16 protein-coding genes are annotated in these 16950 nt (G+C 60.4%); 9 read left to right on the top strand and 7 right to left on the bottom strand.

What is annotated here, in order from left to right:
* Nucleotides 1-64: 64 nt before the first annotated feature.
* The 4 genes from sseA (at nt 65) to AO692_RS15780 (ending at nt 2813) form a co-directional block, all read left to right on the top strand.
* Nucleotides 65-919, top strand: coding sequence for a 3-mercaptopyruvate sulfurtransferase (gene sseA, locus AO692_RS15795; RefSeq protein WP_054310999.1), 855 nt, complete (start codon nt 65-67; stop codon nt 917-919).
* A gap of 4 nt (nt 920-923) precedes the next feature.
* Nucleotides 924-1484 carry a GNAT family N-acetyltransferase gene (locus tag AO692_RS15790; RefSeq protein ID WP_054310998.1) on the top strand — a complete coding sequence of 187 codons (561 nt, stop codon included), beginning with the start codon at nt 924-926 and terminating at the stop codon, nt 1482-1484.
* A 182-nt stretch (nt 1485-1666) separates the two neighbouring features.
* Complete coding sequence (locus AO692_RS15785; protein ID WP_054310997.1) at nt 1667-2224, top strand: OmpA family protein; 558 nt, start codon at nt 1667-1669, stop codon at nt 2222-2224.
* A 118-nt stretch (nt 2225-2342) separates the two neighbouring features.
* Entirely contained in the window at nt 2343-2813 is a 471-nt protein-coding gene (locus tag AO692_RS15780; RefSeq protein WP_054310996.1) for a DUF1203 domain-containing protein, read from the top strand.
* A gap of 304 nt (nt 2814-3117) precedes the next feature.
* On the opposite strand, the gene AO692_RS15775 is transcribed toward AO692_RS15780, so the two are convergent.
* The 5 genes from AO692_RS15775 to AO692_RS15755 form a co-directional block, all read right to left on the bottom strand.
* Nucleotides 3118-3909: a molybdopterin-binding protein gene (locus AO692_RS15775; RefSeq protein ID WP_054310995.1), complete on the bottom strand. Its 792-nt coding sequence runs from the start codon at nt 3907-3909 to the stop codon at nt 3118-3120.
* 1 nt (nt 3910) lies between these two features.
* Entirely contained in the window at nt 3911-4792 is an 882-nt protein-coding gene (locus tag AO692_RS15770) for a cytochrome b/b6 domain-containing protein (protein WP_082407407.1), read from the bottom strand.
* A gap of 109 nt (nt 4793-4901) precedes the next feature.
* The gene (locus AO692_RS15765) at nt 4902-5576 is read right to left on the bottom strand and encodes a DUF1345 domain-containing protein (protein WP_054310994.1); all 675 of its coding nucleotides are present in this window, start codon (nt 5574-5576) and stop codon (nt 4902-4904) included.
* Between the two features lie 18 nt (nt 5577-5594).
* Nucleotides 5595-6059, bottom strand: a complete 465-nt coding sequence (locus AO692_RS15760; RefSeq protein ID WP_054311219.1) for a YaiI/YqxD family protein — start codon at nt 6057-6059, stop codon at nt 5595-5597.
* 14 nt (nt 6060-6073) lie between these two features.
* On the bottom strand, nt 6074-6547 hold the full coding sequence (locus AO692_RS15755; protein WP_054310993.1) for a GNAT family N-acetyltransferase: 474 nt from the start codon (nt 6545-6547) through the stop codon (nt 6074-6076).
* A 94-nt stretch (nt 6548-6641) separates the two neighbouring features.
* Between AO692_RS15755 and AO692_RS15750 the strand changes: the two genes are divergently transcribed.
* The 5 genes from AO692_RS15750 (at nt 6642) to AO692_RS15730 (ending at nt 14470) form a co-directional block, all read left to right on the top strand.
* Entirely contained in the window at nt 6642-6986 is a 345-nt protein-coding gene (locus AO692_RS15750) for a cupin domain-containing protein (RefSeq protein WP_054310992.1), read from the top strand.
* Between the two features lie 159 nt (nt 6987-7145).
* On the top strand, nt 7146-9158 hold the full coding sequence (locus AO692_RS15745) for an acetyl/propionyl/methylcrotonyl-CoA carboxylase subunit alpha (RefSeq protein ID WP_054310991.1): 2013 nt from the start codon (nt 7146-7148) through the stop codon (nt 9156-9158).
* Nucleotides 9159-9539: 381 nt separating this feature from the next.
* Nucleotides 9540-13019, top strand: coding sequence for a DNA polymerase III subunit alpha (dnaE, locus tag AO692_RS15740; RefSeq protein ID WP_152979853.1), 3480 nt, complete (start codon nt 9540-9542; stop codon nt 13017-13019).
* Nucleotides 13020-13081: 62 nt separating this feature from the next.
* Nucleotides 13082-13885, top strand: a complete 804-nt coding sequence (locus AO692_RS15735; RefSeq protein ID WP_054310989.1) for a potassium channel family protein — start codon at nt 13082-13084, stop codon at nt 13883-13885.
* Between the two features lie 78 nt (nt 13886-13963).
* The gene (locus AO692_RS15730; RefSeq protein ID WP_054310988.1) at nt 13964-14470 is read left to right on the top strand and encodes a hypothetical protein; all 507 of its coding nucleotides are present in this window, start codon (nt 13964-13966) and stop codon (nt 14468-14470) included.
* Nucleotides 14471-14578: 108 nt separating this feature from the next.
* On the opposite strand, the gene AO692_RS15725 is transcribed toward AO692_RS15730, so the two are convergent.
* A complete protein-coding gene (locus tag AO692_RS15725) occupies nt 14579-15460 on the bottom strand; it encodes a DMT family transporter (RefSeq protein ID WP_054310987.1) in 882 nt (293 codons plus the stop codon).
* 77 nt (nt 15461-15537) lie between these two features.
* Nucleotides 15538-16902, bottom strand: coding sequence for a DNA polymerase IV (locus tag AO692_RS15720; protein ID WP_054310986.1), 1365 nt, complete (start codon nt 16900-16902; stop codon nt 15538-15540).
* Between the last annotated feature and the right edge of the window lie 48 nt (nt 16903-16950).

Here is a 16950-nt window from a genome sequence, read left to right as displayed (position 1 = left end):
AATAGATGGAGCGAAATGCTGATACATCTCGACCGCATTCCGCTCTAACATCTGGGAGAACAGCATGGCCGAGGACAGCCCCTTTACCGTCGACGCGGACTGGCTTGAGCAGCGGCTCGGGCAGCCGGGTCTGTCGATCGTCGACGCTTCCTGGTATCTGCCCGCGCAGAAGCGGGACGCCCGCAGCGAATATGACGCCGCGCATATTCCGGGTGCCGTCTTTCTCGATCAGGATGCTGTGTCCGACCAGGATTCGCCGCTGCCGCACACCTTGGCTTCGCCGCGGGACTTCGCCCAGTATGTCGGAACCATGGGCATTTCGGCCGACGACACGATCGTGGTTTATGACGGTCCTGGCTTTTTTTCAGCGCCGCGCGCGTGGTGGATGTTCCGCGTCATGGGCGTATTCCAGACCTACATCCTCGACGGCGGCTTCGATCGCTGGAAGGCCGAAGGGCATCCGGTGACGGCTGAACCGACCAAGATCGCGCCCGGCATCTTCCATGCCGATTTCGACGCGTCCCGGATGGCCTCGCTCGAAGACATGCGTCGCATCGTCGCCGGCGGTGAAACCCAGATCGCGGATGCCCGTTCGCCAGGCCGTTTCGCCGGTGCCGAGCCAGAGCCGCGCGCCGGCGTGCGTGCAGGCCATATGCCTGGCGCGCATAACCTGCCTTACAGCGTACTTTCGGAAAACGGCGTGCTGCTGCCGAAGTCGAAATTGCGTGAGATTGTCGAACAGGCGGGGATCGACCTGTCGAAACCGGTCGTCACTTCATGTGGCTCCGGCGTCACGGCTGCCGTCATCACGCTGGCGCTGGAAACGCTCGGCCATACCGACAACCGGCTCTATGACGGTTCCTGGACGGAGTGGGGCGGTCTGCTGGACACGCCGGTCGAGACGGGCAAGGGCCGTTAAGCACATGAGTGCCGACGATCAGGATCGGATCGACGTCACGGTGACGTTCCTCGAGATGAACGTGCCGCCGGCATACTACCCGCCGCTGCCCTACAACCGGCAGATCGCGCTTTTGAAGACGCGGATGATCCCGCTGCATTTCTATCGTTATCTGCAGGATCGTGTCGGGCGCAAATGGCATTGGGTCAACGTGCTCAAGCTTGACGACGAGGAACTGGCCGCCGGCTTGCACCGCGAGGACCGCGACATCCGTGTGCTCTATCTCGACGGCGCGCCGGCAGGTTTCTTCGACGTCAAGCCGCATCTGCCGGGAGAAACCGAGCTCGCTTATTTCGGCATGATGGAGCATGCGACGGGGCAGGGCATCGGCCGCTGGTTCCTGGGTGCGGCGATCGAGGCTTGCTGGTCGCATGGGCCGAAGCGGATAACCGTGCAAACCTGCACGCTCGACCATCCGGCCGCGTTGCCGCTTTACCAGAAACTCGGCTTCAAACCGGTAGCGCAGAAGAAGGAAGTCGTGCGACCGATGTCTTTCGTCGAGCGATCGGCCAGCGTCATGCGTTAATGCGTTTCCGTTGTTCACGGAAACGCTCTAATTTTGTTTTGCGCAATTCCGGACGGAAACCGCGCACACTTTTCCTGGAATTGCGCGGGGACTGCTGAACAGCGCGTTCATGCCGGCTTCAGACTGGCTCTGCCATGGTACGGACGACATCGATCCGGCCATAATTTTCCCAGGAGCCAAGCATGATCTCTCGCCGTACCGTCGCCGCTGCGATGATTGCTTCGATTGCGCTGCCAAGCCTCGCCTTCGCGCAGGCACAGACACCGTCTGCCGCGCAGATCGAACGCAAACTGGAAGCGGCACCGCGCATGAAGCTGCGCCCGAACGAGCGCGTCACCATCCGTGAATTCAAGCGCCGGCCTGATCTGCGCCGTATGGCGCCGTCTATCGACATTCAATCCATCAATTTCGCCTTCGGGTCGGCTGCTATTGAGCCGTCGCAATACCGGAAGGTCGAGATCATCGCTGACGGCCTGCGCCGTACCTTGCGCCGAGATCCCGATGCCCGTGTGCTCATCGAGGGTCACACCGACGCCGTGGGTTCATTTGCGTCGAACCAGGCATTGTCGGAACGACGTGCGTCCTCGCTGAAGCGGGCCCTCGTGCGCGAATTCGGTGTGCCGGGCTATGCGCTGGAAACAGTCGGTTATGGCGAGGAATTCCTTCTGGTCCCGACCGAAAACGAGAATTGGCGCAATCGCCGTGTCACACTGCGCCGCTTCGACGATTTCATCCGCTAAGGGCTTTCGGAAGGAAAATCGACGAACTCGTTTGAGGTCGCTCGAAAGGCAGGTTTCGGGTGGGAAGCGCCTGCCGGCGGTCATAGGCTGCGGTCAAGAAAACCGGAGATCCGAACTCATGACCGTCCTGTTCAAAGCTTTACCGACTGCAACCGTGAAGGCACTGCAAAAAGGTGGGCCGGATGCCTATGGCCATATACCAGAACGCAGGATTTCCGACGGTGATGGCGTACCGTGCCGGCACTGCCTGAAGAATGTCCCGGCCGGCGAGGCATATCTGATCCTCGCCTATCGGCCATTCCCAGAGCTGCAACCCTACGCCGAGACCGGACCGATCTTTTTGCATGCCGAGGAATGCGAACGCGCCGAGGAGGCGGTGACCATTCCGGAATTGTTCCTGGAAACCGCGGACTACATCGTACGTGGATACAGCGCCGACAATCGTATCGTTTACGGAACAGGCGCCGTGGTGCCGACGCCGGAGATCGCCGAGCGGGCGCGAATGCTTCTGGAGCGCGAGGATGTCGCCTATCTGCATATGCGTTCGGCGCGCAACAACTGCTTTCAGTGCCGGATCGAACGAGGCTGAATCTAGAGCAATTCCAGGAAAAATGTTACGGTTTTCCGTCCGGAATTGCGTAAAAACAAAGAGTTAGAGCGTTTCTGCGTTTCCGTGAAAACGGAAATGCTCTAATGTAACGAATGCTTAACCAAAATCGGCCGAAGATCGCGCCAGCTTGTCACCTAGTTGTTGTATTGAGTGGCTATAAGACAAGCGTCGAAGGATTTCATCGACCGCGGATGGACCGGCGGTGAATTTTTCGGCGGACGAGGAAGCGGGGTTTCAACCCCGCTTTTTTGTTTTCTGCCGCAATGCTGGCGGGCTGCAGGGGTCAGATGCCGCCATACCAGTCATAGCCGTTGTCTTCCCAGTAGCCACCACGGCCGCCGCCGAAATTGGTGAAGGAATCCACCAGTTCGATGCGCTGGATGTATTTCGGCATCTTGTAGCCGAGTTGGCGTTCGACCCGCACGCGCAGCGGTGCGCCGTTCTCCACGGGCAGTGGCTTGCCGTTGAGGCCATACGCCAGAATGGTCTGCGGATGGCGCGCGTCGATCAGATCGATGGAGCCATAATATTTGATGTCGCCAGAGAGATTGCGGTCGATGGTATCGAGGCAATGAAACATCACGTAACGCGCCTGCGGCTTCACCACGGCCTGGTCGAGCACCAGTGAGAGAGGCGTTCCAGTCCATTTGGCAATGCAGCTCCAGCCCTCGACACAGTCGTGGCGGGTGATCTGGGTACGGCTCGGCATGGCAGTCAGTTGCTCGCGTGTCAGCGACAACGGCTTTTCCACGAGACCGGAGACCTCAAGTCGCCAGTCGGCGAAGTTGTTTGTGAGCAGGCCCTTATAGGTATCGTCGTCAGGAGCAGTGATACCGTTCGGCCGCATTGGCTGGCGGATATCGGCCTCGGTGAATTCCGGCGCCAGTGTGTCGCGGTCAGCCAGCAGGCGTTGCGCCCGGTAGGTCAGGCCGTTCGCCCCTTCCAGGAAATTGCGCAGGCCATCACCCATGCCGAGCTGGTCGTCGAAGGCATCGCAGCCGGAAAGCACGATGCCGGATGCCCCGAGGCCGGCTGCGGTCAGGAACTTTCGACGGCTGATTTGGAACTTGGCCATTTTACGCGCTCCGTCCGGTCGCATCTGTCCCGCCGCCAGGCGGATCGGTCCGGTACCAACCGGTGATGATGGATCTCAGTTCGTTGATCGGCCCTGCAGCGAGGATCATCACCATGTGCACGAGAAAGAACAGGACGAGCAGCACCATGACCGTGAAGTGGATGGTGCGCGCCGTTTGCCGCCCACCAAGAACTTCGTTGAGGAAAGGCAAGACCGCGTTCATGCTGGGTGACATGGCAAGGCCGGTCAGGATCATCAGCGGCAGAAGACCGAACAGCACGCCTCCGTAGGCAAGTTTTTGCAGGGTGTTGTAGCGGCCGGTGTGATGGAAACGCAGTCGGACGTGGTCGGCAACGTCGCGAGGCAAGTTGCGGATGTCGGCGGAACGCGGTGCGAGATCACGCCGAATGTGGCCGTTGAACAGCCCCGCAAGCAGCCAGATGAGTAGAGTCGCGCTCAAGGTCCAGGCAAAGAAGAAGTGGATGACCCGTGCGGTGCCGAGATCGTAGTAGGACGGGACGGTGGCCCAGGATGGGAACGCGCGTGCACGTTCGTTGCCGGGTGGTCCCGACCAGCCGAGAACGCCTGTGGTATCGAAACGATATCCGAGGACTTCGGTGAACCCGCGCGGACCTCGATCCGTATCCTCGGCGCCAATCCTCAGGATCGTGTTGTTGTAGCCGAAACCCGATTCCTTGCCGATGTAGAGCTGCGGCCGGGCATTGAAAATCTGCAGGCCGCTGAGCAGCAGGAAGAACAAGGCAAGAGCCCAGATCCAGTGTGTCAGTCGGGTCCAGCGATTCTGCCGATAGACGAGCGGGCCTTTTCCTGACCGGCCTGCCTGGGCTTCTTCGCTTTCGTCGATGCTGGCAATCGCGTCCATGCCCGGCCCCTTCTGCCGCATGATACGGCTCGCGAGTGGTTTTCGCATGGTAATACGAGCCTCAGCCTCGTCTTGTTTCACGCCATCACGATTTTGTGCGCGGCTCGCGTCAGTTACCGAGCGTGACGGCGACATTGACGGCCGCCGCCACGATGACCGTGTTGAACAGGAAGGTGATCAGCGAATGCAGGATCACCAGCTTGCGCATGCGGGTTGTGGTGACACCGGTGTCCGCAGTTTGCGCGGTCATGCCGATGACGATGGCGAAGTAGAAGAAATCCCAGCCCTGGGGTGGCTTGTCGCCGGGAAAATCGAGACCGCCAACCGGCTGGCGCACCGGTCTGCCCTTTGCATCGCGCACCTCGTCGTCGTCACGCCAATAGACATGGGCATAGTGAAACGCCGCCATGGTGTGGATCGTCAGCCAGCCGAGCGGCAGCGAGATCAGCGATGTCAGCAGTTCCGCCGATGAATGCTTGTGGTCGTCATTGACGATCAGGAAGAGCGAGCCGACAACAACGGCGATGACCGCAACGGTAACGGCAAAGATAATGAAGACCGGTAGATCATCGACACGCGCTTTGCGTCGGAGATGCTCCGCCGTCAGATAGGGCATGCGCGCCAGCATCAGACCAAAATAGACAAGGAAGAAGGCGTCCGCGCCGATCGAATACGCGATGGCGAGTTGGAATTGCCGCGCTACCGCCAGCGCAACGAGCCCCACGCAGGCCGCCGCCGCGAAAGGCAGCAGGCGGTTCGTGGATTTGCCAATCAATAGTTTCATGACCGCAACCTGCTGGCTTCAGCTTGGTGCTGCCGATTTGAGCGCGCGTCGCAAGATTCGGTCAAGCTCACCCAGGAAACGCGAGCGATCCTGCGGGGTGAAGCCGGCATTGTAACCCTTGCTCTCACCGGTCTCGCGCAGGTGCTGTTTCAAATCACGCATCGCGACCGCCATGCCGATCGTTTCAGGTGTGAAGGGGCGTCCGGTCGGCCCGAGCACATGGGCATCGAGCGCGACGGCCCGTGCGGCGAGCGGGATATCGGCGGTAATGACGACATCGTTCGGTGCAGCATTCTCGACGATCCAGTCGTCCGCGGCATCCGCGCCTTTGCTGACGACCACGTTGCGGATCATCGGATCTCTCGACGGGCGTAGCCCGCCGTTCGAGACGAACGTGACGGCCACACCGTGTCGTTCGGCAACCTTGATCACCTCGTCTTTCACCGGACAGGCGTCGGCGTCGACATAGATTGAGACTGTCATGGGCGTGGTCGTGGTCACTTGGCTGCTGCTGTCAATCTGCGTTCCATATCGATATGCGGGATGTCGTCTTCCAGATACTCCTCCGAAACGGCCATGAAGCCGAACGCTTCATAGAAGCGTTGCAGATGGCTCTGGGCCGAGAGCACGATCGGATGACCGGAAAAGAGCCGTTCGCACGCTGCGATCGTCTCTTTCATCAAGGCGTCCCCCAGGCGTTTGCCGCGATGGGCTGGCGAGACGACGACCCGGCCGATGACGACCGGATCGCCTGCCTTGGATGGCTTGCCGATGCGGGCGCTGGCCAGCAACGCACCGCCAGACAACAGGCGCAGATGCAAGGTATTGGGATCAGCACCGTCGAGTTCAGGATAGGGGCATTTCTGTTCGACCACGAAGACGTCAGTCCGCATCTTGAGCATCGTATAGAGTTCTCTTGGCGAGAATTCATCGAGCGTGCGCACGTCAACGCTGTAGTCAGCTTCGGCCATCAAATCATTCCGGTGCTTGTGAAGTCCCTGGGCAATGTTCCGGCACACGAGATCTTGGTCTAAGGTCGGCGCCGGCAAGCGAGACGGAGCGACCATGGCACATGTGATCGAGCGCGAGCAATGGGTTGAAAAGCCGGATGTCCTGCATGGGGAATTCCAAGCCGGAGCCTATGGTGCGGAGGTCTCCGTGATCTTCTACAGTTCCGACCAGATCGGTGACGGACCGAAATTGCACAAACATCCCTATGCGGAGGTCTTCGTCGTCAGGGAAGGGCGGGGATTGTTCACCATCGGGGACAAGACAATCGAAGCAACGGCCGGGCAGATCCTGGTCGTTCCTGCTGATGTTCCACATAAATTCTCCAACCTTGGTCCTGGACGTTTCGAGAGCACCGATGTCCATCTTGCCGGCGCCTTCATTACCGAATGGCTGGAGTAGACGGCCGAATACGGCGGCCGCACGACGATGATCTCGAAGACCGGCTTGCGGATATCGCCGGTCTTCAACTTTCGAACACCGGCTTAGCAAATGACTGCGGCTTGAGCAGGCGCTCCGGACTCCATAAAAGGTAAGGACTTAGCGGAGGACGCGGCATCCATGTTCAAGAAGATCCTGATCGCCAACCGCGGCGAGATTGCCTGCCGTGTCATCAAGACGGCGCGCAGGATGGGAATCGCCACCGTGGCGGTCTATTCGGATGCCGATCGGGATGCCGTTCATGTCGAGATGGCGGATGAAGCGGTTCATATCGGTCCGGCGCCGGCCGCGCAGAGTTATCTGGTCGCGGACAGGATCATCGAAGCTTGCAAGGAGACCGGCGCCGAAGCGGTGCATCCCGGTTACGGTTTCCTCTCGGAACGGGCGTCTTTTTGTGAAGCGCTGGAAGCGCAAGGCATCATCTTCATCGGCCCCAAGCCCAAGGCGATCAACGCCATGGGCGACAAGATCGAATCGAAGAAATTCGCCAATGCCGCCAAGGTTTCGACGGTTCCTGGGTTCCTGGGCGTCATCGAAAACGCGGATCATGCCGAGCGCATCGCCGGCGAAATCGGCTATCCGGTGATGATCAAGGCCTCCGCCGGTGGCGGCGGCAAGGGCATGCGCATCGCCTGGACGAAAGAAGAGGTGCGCGACGGCTACGATCGCGCCCGCTCGGAAGCCAAGAGCTCCTTCGGAGACGACCGTGTCTTCATCGAGAAGTTCGTCGTCGATCCACGCCATATCGAGATCCAGGTCCTTGCCGACGGACATGGCAATGCCGTCTATCTCGGCGAGCGTGAATGTTCGATCCAGCGCCGCAATCAGAAGGTGGTCGAGGAGGCACCGTCGCCTTTCCTCGACGAGAAAACCAGAAAGGCCATGGGCGAGCAGTCGGTGGCGCTGGCAAAGGCGGTCGACTATCAGAGTGCCGGCACTGTCGAGTTCATCGTCGACAAGGACAAAAATTTCTATTTCCTTGAAATGAATACCCGATTGCAGGTTGAGCATCCGGTGACGGAGTTGATAACCGGCATCGATCTGGTCGAGCAGATGATCCGCGTCGCTGCCGGGGAAAAACTGGCTTTTGGCCAGGGCAATGTGAAGCTGAACGGCTGGGCGGTCGAAAGCCGGCTTTATGCCGAAGATCCGTATCGCAATTTCCTGCCGTCGATTGGCCGCCTGACGCGCTATCAGCCACCGGAAGAAGGTCGCTTCGGCGACGTTGTCGTGCGTAACGACACCGGTGTCACGGAAGGCTCCGAAATCTCGATGTTCTACGATCCGATGATCGCCAAGCTCTGTACCTGGGCACCGACACGCATCGAGGCGATCGATGCCATGTCGGAAGCGCTGGACGAGTTCGTGGTTGACGGTATCGAGCACAATCTGCCGTTCCTCTCCGCATTGATGCAGCACCCGCGCTGGCGGGAAGGGCGGCTTTCCACGGGGTTCATTGCCGAGGAATATCCGGACGGATTCGCGCCGATCGCGCCAAATTCCGAAGACAAGGCCGTGCTGGCGGCCATCGCGACAGCGGCGGAACTGTTGCGCCGCGACCGGCTCGACCGCCTCAGCGGCCGGTTGGCACCGCATTCCGGCGCGCTCAAGCGCGACTGGGTGGTGAAACTAGGGGAGGACTATCTGTCGGCGACGGTGCTCGAAGGCATGATCTCCATTCCGATGGAGCTTGATCTGTCGATTGAAGGGGGCAAGGCACTTACGGTGACGTCGGACTGGCGGCCGGGCGAACCAGTGTGGCGCGGCGCGGTTGGCAAGCAGAAGATCGCCGCGCAGTTGCGGCCTTTGCCGAACGGTACCCGTGTCGCCTGGAAAGGGATGTCGGTCGCAGCGCAGGCTATGTTGCCGCAGACAGCAGCGCTGGAGCGGTTGATGCCGGTGAAGCTGCCGCCCGACACTTCGAAGCTGCTGCTGTGCCCGATGCCTGGGCTCGTCGTCTCGATCGCAGTCGCCGAGGGGCAAGAGGTGAAAGCCGGAGAGACACTGGCTGTGGTGGAGGCAATGAAGATGGAAAACGTGTTGCGCGCGGAGCGCGATTTGACCATTGCCAGGCTGAATGCAAAGCCGGGTGACAGCCTCGCCGTCGATGCGGTCATCATGGAATTTGCATGAAGCAGGATTGACCCAGCAAACGCTTGGAGCGCCCGCTGGGTCATGTCAGGCTACCAGTTGGTCCGCTCACCGTCAGTCACGACATAAACATAGGCCCGGGCAAGCATCCCCCGCGTTGGGTAAACCAATAGCTCACGAGGGTGATCATGGCAGGATCGCGTTCGTAATACTGTGAAGCATTTCACACGGGCCGATATGAGCGCCCGTATTACCCGTGCCCGAGGGTTCTTTTCTGTGGTCGAGGGGTCGACCCGGAGGATGGATGTGGCGAGGCGCGGATCGGCTGATTAGATTGGGTGGGGCAGACCAAGATTCGTTGGCCAGATCGGTTGAGCAGTGACAAACGAAGTCAGAATACGCGATCCTCTCAAACGCGAGGCAATGGCCCCAAAAAGGGAAGAAATTCCCGCGCGTCCGTTCATTCACCTGCGGGTTCATTCGGCCTATTCGTTGCTGGAAGGCGCCCTGCAACTCGGTCCAATCGTTGGTCACGCCATCAAGGACCAAGCACCGGCTATCGCTGTCACCGACACCAACAACCTGTTCGGAGCGCTGGAGTTCGCACAGAAGGCGGTGAAGGACGGCATCCAGCCGATCATGGGCAGCCAGATCGACCTGGCCTTTTGCGGCGAGAGCAATGATGGGCAACGCGACCGTCGCAAGCAGGGGCCTGATCTGCGCCCCGTCGTGCTTATCGCGGCAAACGAGGATGGTTATGCCAATCTGGTGCGGCTGATCAGCCGGGCCTATCTGGAGACGCCTTCAGGCGAGCCGGTGCATGTCACGACCGACATGGTTGCGGAAGTTGCCGAAGGCGTCATCTGTTTGACCGGCGGACCGCGCGGTCCGATCGGCGCAGCGCTGCGCGACGACCGCAAGGATCTGGCCGAGGCTCGACTTCTGACCCTCAAGGCCCTGTTCGGCGACCGGCTCTATGTCGAACTGGAACGCATGTCGGGCTACGATCGCGGCATAGAGCATGCCACCGTCGAACTTGCCTATCGCCACGAGCTGCCGCTGGTGGCGACGAATGAAGCGTTTTTCTCTTCGCGTGACGATTTCGAGGCGCACGACGCCTTGATTGCCATCGCCGAAGGTTCGGTGATTGCCGCCGACGAGCGCCGCCGGCTGACGCCGGACAATTATCTGAAGAGCCAGGCAGAGATGGCGCGGCTGTTCGCCGACCTGCCCGAAGCGATCGACAACACGATCGAGATCGCGCAGCGCTGCTCCTATTATCCCAAAAACCGCAAACCCATCCTGCCGCGCTTCGCCGGCGCCGACGTCGCCGACGCTGAAGCCGCCGAAATGGCCGAGGCTGAGGAACTGGCACGGCAGGCCCGAGACGGGCTTGCGAGGCGCTTCGCAGAGCGCGGCCTTTGTGAAGGCTTTACGGAGGAGCAGTATCGCGAGCGGCTGGAGTTCGAGATCGGCATCATCCAGCGCATGAAGTTTCCCGGCTATTTCCTGATCGTGTCGGACTTCATCAAATGGGCGAAACAGCATGACATTCCCGTCGGCCCGGGGCGCGGTTCCGGCGCCGGCTCGCTGGTCGCCTACGCACTCCTCATCACCGACGTCGATCCGTTGCAATTCTCGCTGCTGTTCGAGCGCTTTCTCAATCCCGATCGTGTCTCGATGCCGGACTTCGACATCGACTTCTGCCAGGATCGCCGCGAAGAGGTGATCCGCTACGTGCAGGGCAAATACGGCCGAGACCAGGTCGGTCAGATCATCACTTTCGGTACGCTGCAGGCCCGCGCCGTCCTGCGTGACGTCGGCCGCGTGTTGCAGATGCCTTACGGCCAGGTCGACCGGCTCTGCAAGATGGTGCCGCAGAACCCGGCCAATCCGGTGAAGCTGGCGGATGCAATTGCCAATGAGCCGCGTTTCGCCGAGGAGGCGGAGAAGGAGCCGATCGTCAACACGCTTCTCGAAATGGCGCAGAAGCTGGAAGGGCTCTATCGCCACGCCTCGACACACGCCGCCGGCATCGTCATCGGCGATCGTCCGCTGTCGGAACTGGTGCCAATGTACCGCGATCCGCGCTCGGACATGCCGGTCACGCAGTTCAACATGAAGAAGGTCGAGGACGCCGGGCTGGTGAAGTTCGACTTCCTCGGCCTGAAGACGTTGACGGTGCTGGATAAGGCGGTGAAGCTGATCCACCGGCGTGGCGTCGACATCGATCTAGCCACGATCCCAATCGACGATCAGCAGACCTATGCCATGCTGTCGCGGGGGGAGGTCGTCGGCGTGTTCCAGGTTGAAAGTGCCGGCATGCGCAAGGCGCTGATCGGCATGCGGCCCGACCGCATCGAGGACATCATCGCGCTGGTGGCGCTCTACCGGCCAGGCCCGATGGAGAACATCCCGACCTACAATGCGCGCAAGCATGGCGAAGAGGAAATCGCATCGATCCATCCCAAGATCGATCACCTGGTTAGGGAGACGCAGGGCGTCATCGTCTACCAGGAACAGGTGATGCAGATCGCGCAAGAGCTTGCCGGCTACACGCTCGGCCAGGCAGATCTGCTGCGCCGCGCCATGGGCAAGAAGATCCGTGCCGAAATGGACAAGCAGCGCGATATTTTCGTTGCCGGTGCCGTCGAGCGCGGTGTCGCCAAGCCACAGGCCGATTTCATCTTCGACCTGCTGGCAAAGTTCGCCGATTATGGCTTCAACAAGTCGCACGCTGCCGCCTACGCCATCGTTTCCTACCAGACCGCCTATCTCAAGGCGCATTACCCGGTGGAATTCCTGGCTGCCTCGATGACGCTCGATATGTCGAACACCGACAAGCTGGCGGATTTCCGCCAGGATGCGATGCGGCTGGGGATCGAGGTGGTAGCACCTTCGGTTCTGACCAGCTTCCGTGATTTCGAGGTGGGCGAGAACAAGATTTTCTACTCGCTGGCGGCACTGAAGGGCGTCGGCGATGCTGCCGTCGAGCACATCGTCGAAAAGCGCAAGGATGGGCCTTTCAAGAATCTCGCCGACTTCTGTGAGCGCATCGACCCCAAGATCGTCGGCAAGCGCGTCTTCGAAAGCCTGATTATGGCCGGTGCGCTCGACTGTTTCGGGCATGATCGCGCTCAGATGATCGCGGGTGTCGAGCGCATGATGGGGCTGGCCGCACTGGCGCAGCAGAACGCCACCTCGGGACAGGCCGACATCTTTGGAGCCTCTTTGGGTGCGCAGTCTCAGGCGCTCAACCTGCCGGTGACCGAGCCGTGGCTGCCGGCGGACCGCCTTCACCGCGAATTCCAGGTGGTCGGCTTCTACCTGTCGGCGCATCCGCTTGATGAATACAAGGCAGCGCTCCAGAAGATGCGGGTGCAGAACTGGGCAGAATTCTCGGCTGCGGTGAAGCGTGGCGCCTCCGCTGGCCGGCTTGCCGGAACGGTCACGGCCAAGCAGGAACGCAAGACCCGCACCGGCAACAAGATGGGCGTCGTCAATTTCTCCGATATGACCGGCCAATACGAGGCCGTGATGTTCTCGGAAACGCTCGCGCAATATCGGGACATGCTGGAGGCCGGCAAATCCGTCGTCATCACGGTTGCGGCGGAAGACAGGCCGGAAGGCGTCAATCTGCGCATCCAGACAGTGCAGTCGCTGGAAGACGAGGCGAGCCGTATCCAGAAAGCGCTACGCATTTTCCTGCGCGATGTCAGTCCGCTCAACACGTTGGCCGGCCAGCTTACGGTGAAAGGCGAGGGACAGGTTTCCTTCGTGCTGATCAAGGACGACGGGCAAGGCGAAGTTGAAATCGAACTGCCAAATCGTTACCGCATATCTCCTCAGGTGGCTTCGGCCATGCGAGCCGTGCCGGGAGTCATCGAAGTCGAACTGGTATAGGCGCCCAAAATCCTATCTGGAAAACGCTGGACGAGTGGCGTGGCTGACGTTACCCGATAGCAATGGCAGCTGAAGCGAAGCCTGAAGCCACGAACGGTTCTTCCCTGGCGAGACTGCGTGATCGCTTGCGCCGGCTCTATCACGGCCGCTCGCCGGAAGCGGTTCGCTTCCAGGCCATGGTGGTCCTGATCGATCTTCTCGTCATCGCTTTCTTTATCGCTACGCCGCTGCTGCAGAACACTGCATCTTTCCTGTGGCTGGATTATACCGTGGCCGTCATCGTCGCTGCCGATCTGCTGGCGCGTCTGCTTGCATCGACGGATATGCTGCGCCTCATGCGGCAGCCCACGAGCTGGGTCGACGTCTTTGTCCTGCTCACCTTGCTGTTTCCGACGGCGCTCGCCAATCTCAGCTTTCTGCGCATCCTGCGACTTTGGTCGCTGTCGCGCAGCGGTGTGTTGTGGCGACATTTTGGTTCTGGCCGGTTCCTGGCTTGGCGTGAAACGACGCAGGCGGTGGTCAACCTGATGACGTTCCTTTTCGTGGTGACCGGCTTCGTCTACACTTTTTTCTTCCGGCAAGGCTCCGGCCTTGTCGGTTATGTCGATGCGCTCTATTTCACGGTGGCGACAGTGACGACCACCGGCTTCGGCGATATCGTGCTGCCGGGTATCGCCGGCAAACTCACTGCCATCGTCACCATGATCACCGGTATCTCGCTGTTTGTGCGGCTGGCCCAGGCTGTCTTCCGCCCGGCAAAGGTGCTGTTTCCGTGCCCGCAATGCGGATTGCAGCGCCACGAGCCTGATGCCGTGCATTGCAAGGCTTGCGGTCATATCCTCAACATACCGGACGAGGGCAACTGACAGCGCTGACACAAAACTGAAATACGCGGTGCCGAAAAGCGGTGCAGGGGCTCTCGTGATTCAAGGGGAAGAAAACGAATGTCGATCCGCCTTTGCCTGACCGCCGCGCTGGCCACACTGTTGCTCGCGCAACCGACGAACGCCGCGGAACCGGCCTTCCTCACCACACTGGGTGGCAAATGGACCGGCAAAGGCAGTTTCCGCGTCAACACCAAGGCTCCGGCGGTCAGTGTTTCCTGTTCCTTCGCCGCCAAATCAAGCACTGTCACGCTCACCCTAGATGGCAATTGCCGCGGCATGGTGCTGATCTCGCGCAGCATCGGTGTTCGCCTGAAAGCCGATGGTCAGCGTTATGGCGGCACCTATATCGGCTCAAGAACCGGCCCCGCTGCGCTTTCCGGCCAACGCCGAGGGGATGTACTCAACCTCGGCATTCGCTGGGCCAAGCCGGTCAATGGCGACCGGAACGCCGAAATGCGGGTCGAGAAGATTGGTCAGAATGCCATGCGCATCGTCACCATCGACAAGGATGCGACCACGGGCAAGTCGGTGGTCACGGCCCAGGTCGATCTGAAACGCAACTGATCTTGGAGCGTTTCCGTTTTCACGGAACCGCGGAAACGCCCCAATTTTTTGCTTTGACGCACTTTCGGACGGAAAACCGCTACGCACTTTTCCTGGAATTTCGTTTGGTCAGTCTGCCGTTGCTGCTGCCATTTTTGCTGAACGGCGTGGCAGATTGAGCAGATTGCCCATCAGGATGAGTACGGCGCCGCCTGCGGTGAAGGCGTCGATTTGCTCCTGATAGAGCAGCCATCCGATCAGTGCCGATAGCGGCACGCGCAGGAAATCCATCGGCGAGATCAAGGTCGCGTCAGCGTAGGTGAGCGCTCGCGCCATACAGAAATGCGAGGACATGCCGGTGAAACCGATGACGAACAGCCACGGCCAGATTTCAAGAGGCGGGTTACGCCATTCGATGAGGGCAGGGATCAGTCCCAGCACCGATTGCACCACCAGCATCCAGAAAATGATGCGCACCACGCTGTCGGTGCGCGTGAGCGCCTTGACCATCACTACCGAGGCGCCGAAGAACACGGCTGCGCCCAGCACGATGAGATGGCCCGGCTCGATCGAGCCGGTGCTCGGCCGCACGATGATGATGACGCCGATCAACCCGAGGACGATCGAGGCGATGCGAAACCGATTCAGCCTTTCGCCGAGGAAAAGCACTGCCAGCAGCGCGGTCCAGATCGGTGTGGTGAACTCGATGGAGACCAGCACGCCGAGCGGTATCAGCGTTAAAGCATAGAGCCATGCGCCTTGGCCGACATAGTGGACGATATTGCGCGCGAGATGCAGCGGCAGTCTTCGCGATGCCATGGCTGCAAAACCACCTCTGGCCAGAACCAGTGGCAGCAGGATGAACCAGCCAATCACCGAGCGCAGTTCCAGCACCTGAAAGACACTGAGTACGCTGGTTGTCATACGCCCGGCGACCGACATCAGCAGGAAGGACGCGATCGACAGCGCCATCCAGAATGCGGCTTTGGGAATCGAGGGGGCCGGTGCCATGTGCGATTGTCTGGCAGATCGGTGGTCGCACCACAATCGCTAGGCCAGCCTTTCGCATGAGCCAAGCGACGAGGATTTCAGATGCGCTCCCAGGGGTGCTGTACTTCAGGGCCTTCATCTTCGTCGGGACGGGCAGGGCGGCCGCGATGACCTTTGCCGAAAGTGTAGCCAGTCTCGACTGCCTTGCGTCCGAACTTGTCGCGCAAAGTATCGATCGCGCCTTCGGCCAGCGCGCGCTTGCGCGACTGCACGTCGACGAGATCAGGCGGATCGGCCTTTTCATCATTGGAGAGATCGCTGACGCCGACTCCCAGAAGCCGATATCTGGTGCCGTCGGTTTCCCTGCGCAGCAGATCGAGCCCCGTTGAGAATATGCGATCTGCAAGGCGGGTTGGATCGCCAAGCTGGCGGTTGCGGGTGCGGGTCTTGAAATCGTGAGTCTTGAGCTTGAGCACGACCGTGCGGCCGGCAATGCCGGCCTTCTTCAGGCGCGCCGAGACTTTTTCAGACAAGGCACGCAGCACCGGCACAAGGTCGTCCATCGTGGCCAGGTCTGTGTCAAAGGTGGTTTCGGCAGAGACGCTCTTGGCGTCGTGATCTGGCTCGACGCGGCGATCGTCCTGGCCGCGTGACAGGCGGTAGAGCCGATCGCCCATGACGCCGTAGCGGCCCATGAGGTCGCCGCGCTCCATCTTCTGCAACTGACCGATCATGCGGATACCGTCGCGTGCCAGGACTTCAGCAAAAGCCTTGCCCACCCCCCAGATCATGGTCACAGGCTGCTCGGCGAGGAAGGTAACGGCCTCCTCCCTGCCGATCACCGCGAAGCCGCGGGGTTTGCGGAAATCGGATGCGATCTTGGCCAGGAACTTGCAATATGAAAGTCCGGCCGAAACGGAGATGCCGATGTCTTTTTCGACCGCCTGCGAGAAGCGCGCCAATACCATGGCAGGGGGCAGACCATGCAGTTTTTCCGTGCCGGCCAGATCGAGAAAGGCTTCATCGATCGAGATCGGTTCCACTTGCGGGGTGAGTGCCAGCATCATGGCGCGCACCTCGCGCCCGACGCGCACGTATTTTTCCATGTCCGGCTTGATGACGACCGCCTCGGGGCAAGCCTCGAGAGCCTTGAACATCGGCATTGCCGAGCGCACGCCCTGGATGCGGGCGATGTAGCAGGCCGTCGACACGACGCCACGCTTGCCGCCGCCGATGATCACCGGCTTGTCGCGCAAGGCCGGATTGTCGCGTTTTTCAACGGCTGCGTAGAAGGCGTCACAGTCGATATGGGCAATATGCAATCGGTGGAGTTCGGGGTGACGGACGACGCGGGGACTGCCGCAACGCTCGCACCGCATCGTCCTGCTGCGCTGGAGCGTCAGGCAGTCGCGACAAAAACCATGCTCGGGATCGTTGACAGGTGCCGCCATCGCTGCGAACATAAAGAGAACAAATGCAAGCTAGTCTACACGGCCGGGACACGCAATGCG

Source organism: Mesorhizobium sp. 1M-11 (assembly GCF_001303895.1).
Lineage (GTDB): Bacteria > Pseudomonadota > Alphaproteobacteria > Rhizobiales > Rhizobiaceae > Mesorhizobium.
Note: the sequence above shows the minus strand (reverse complement) of the source record. Positions and strands in the feature narration are given on the sequence as shown.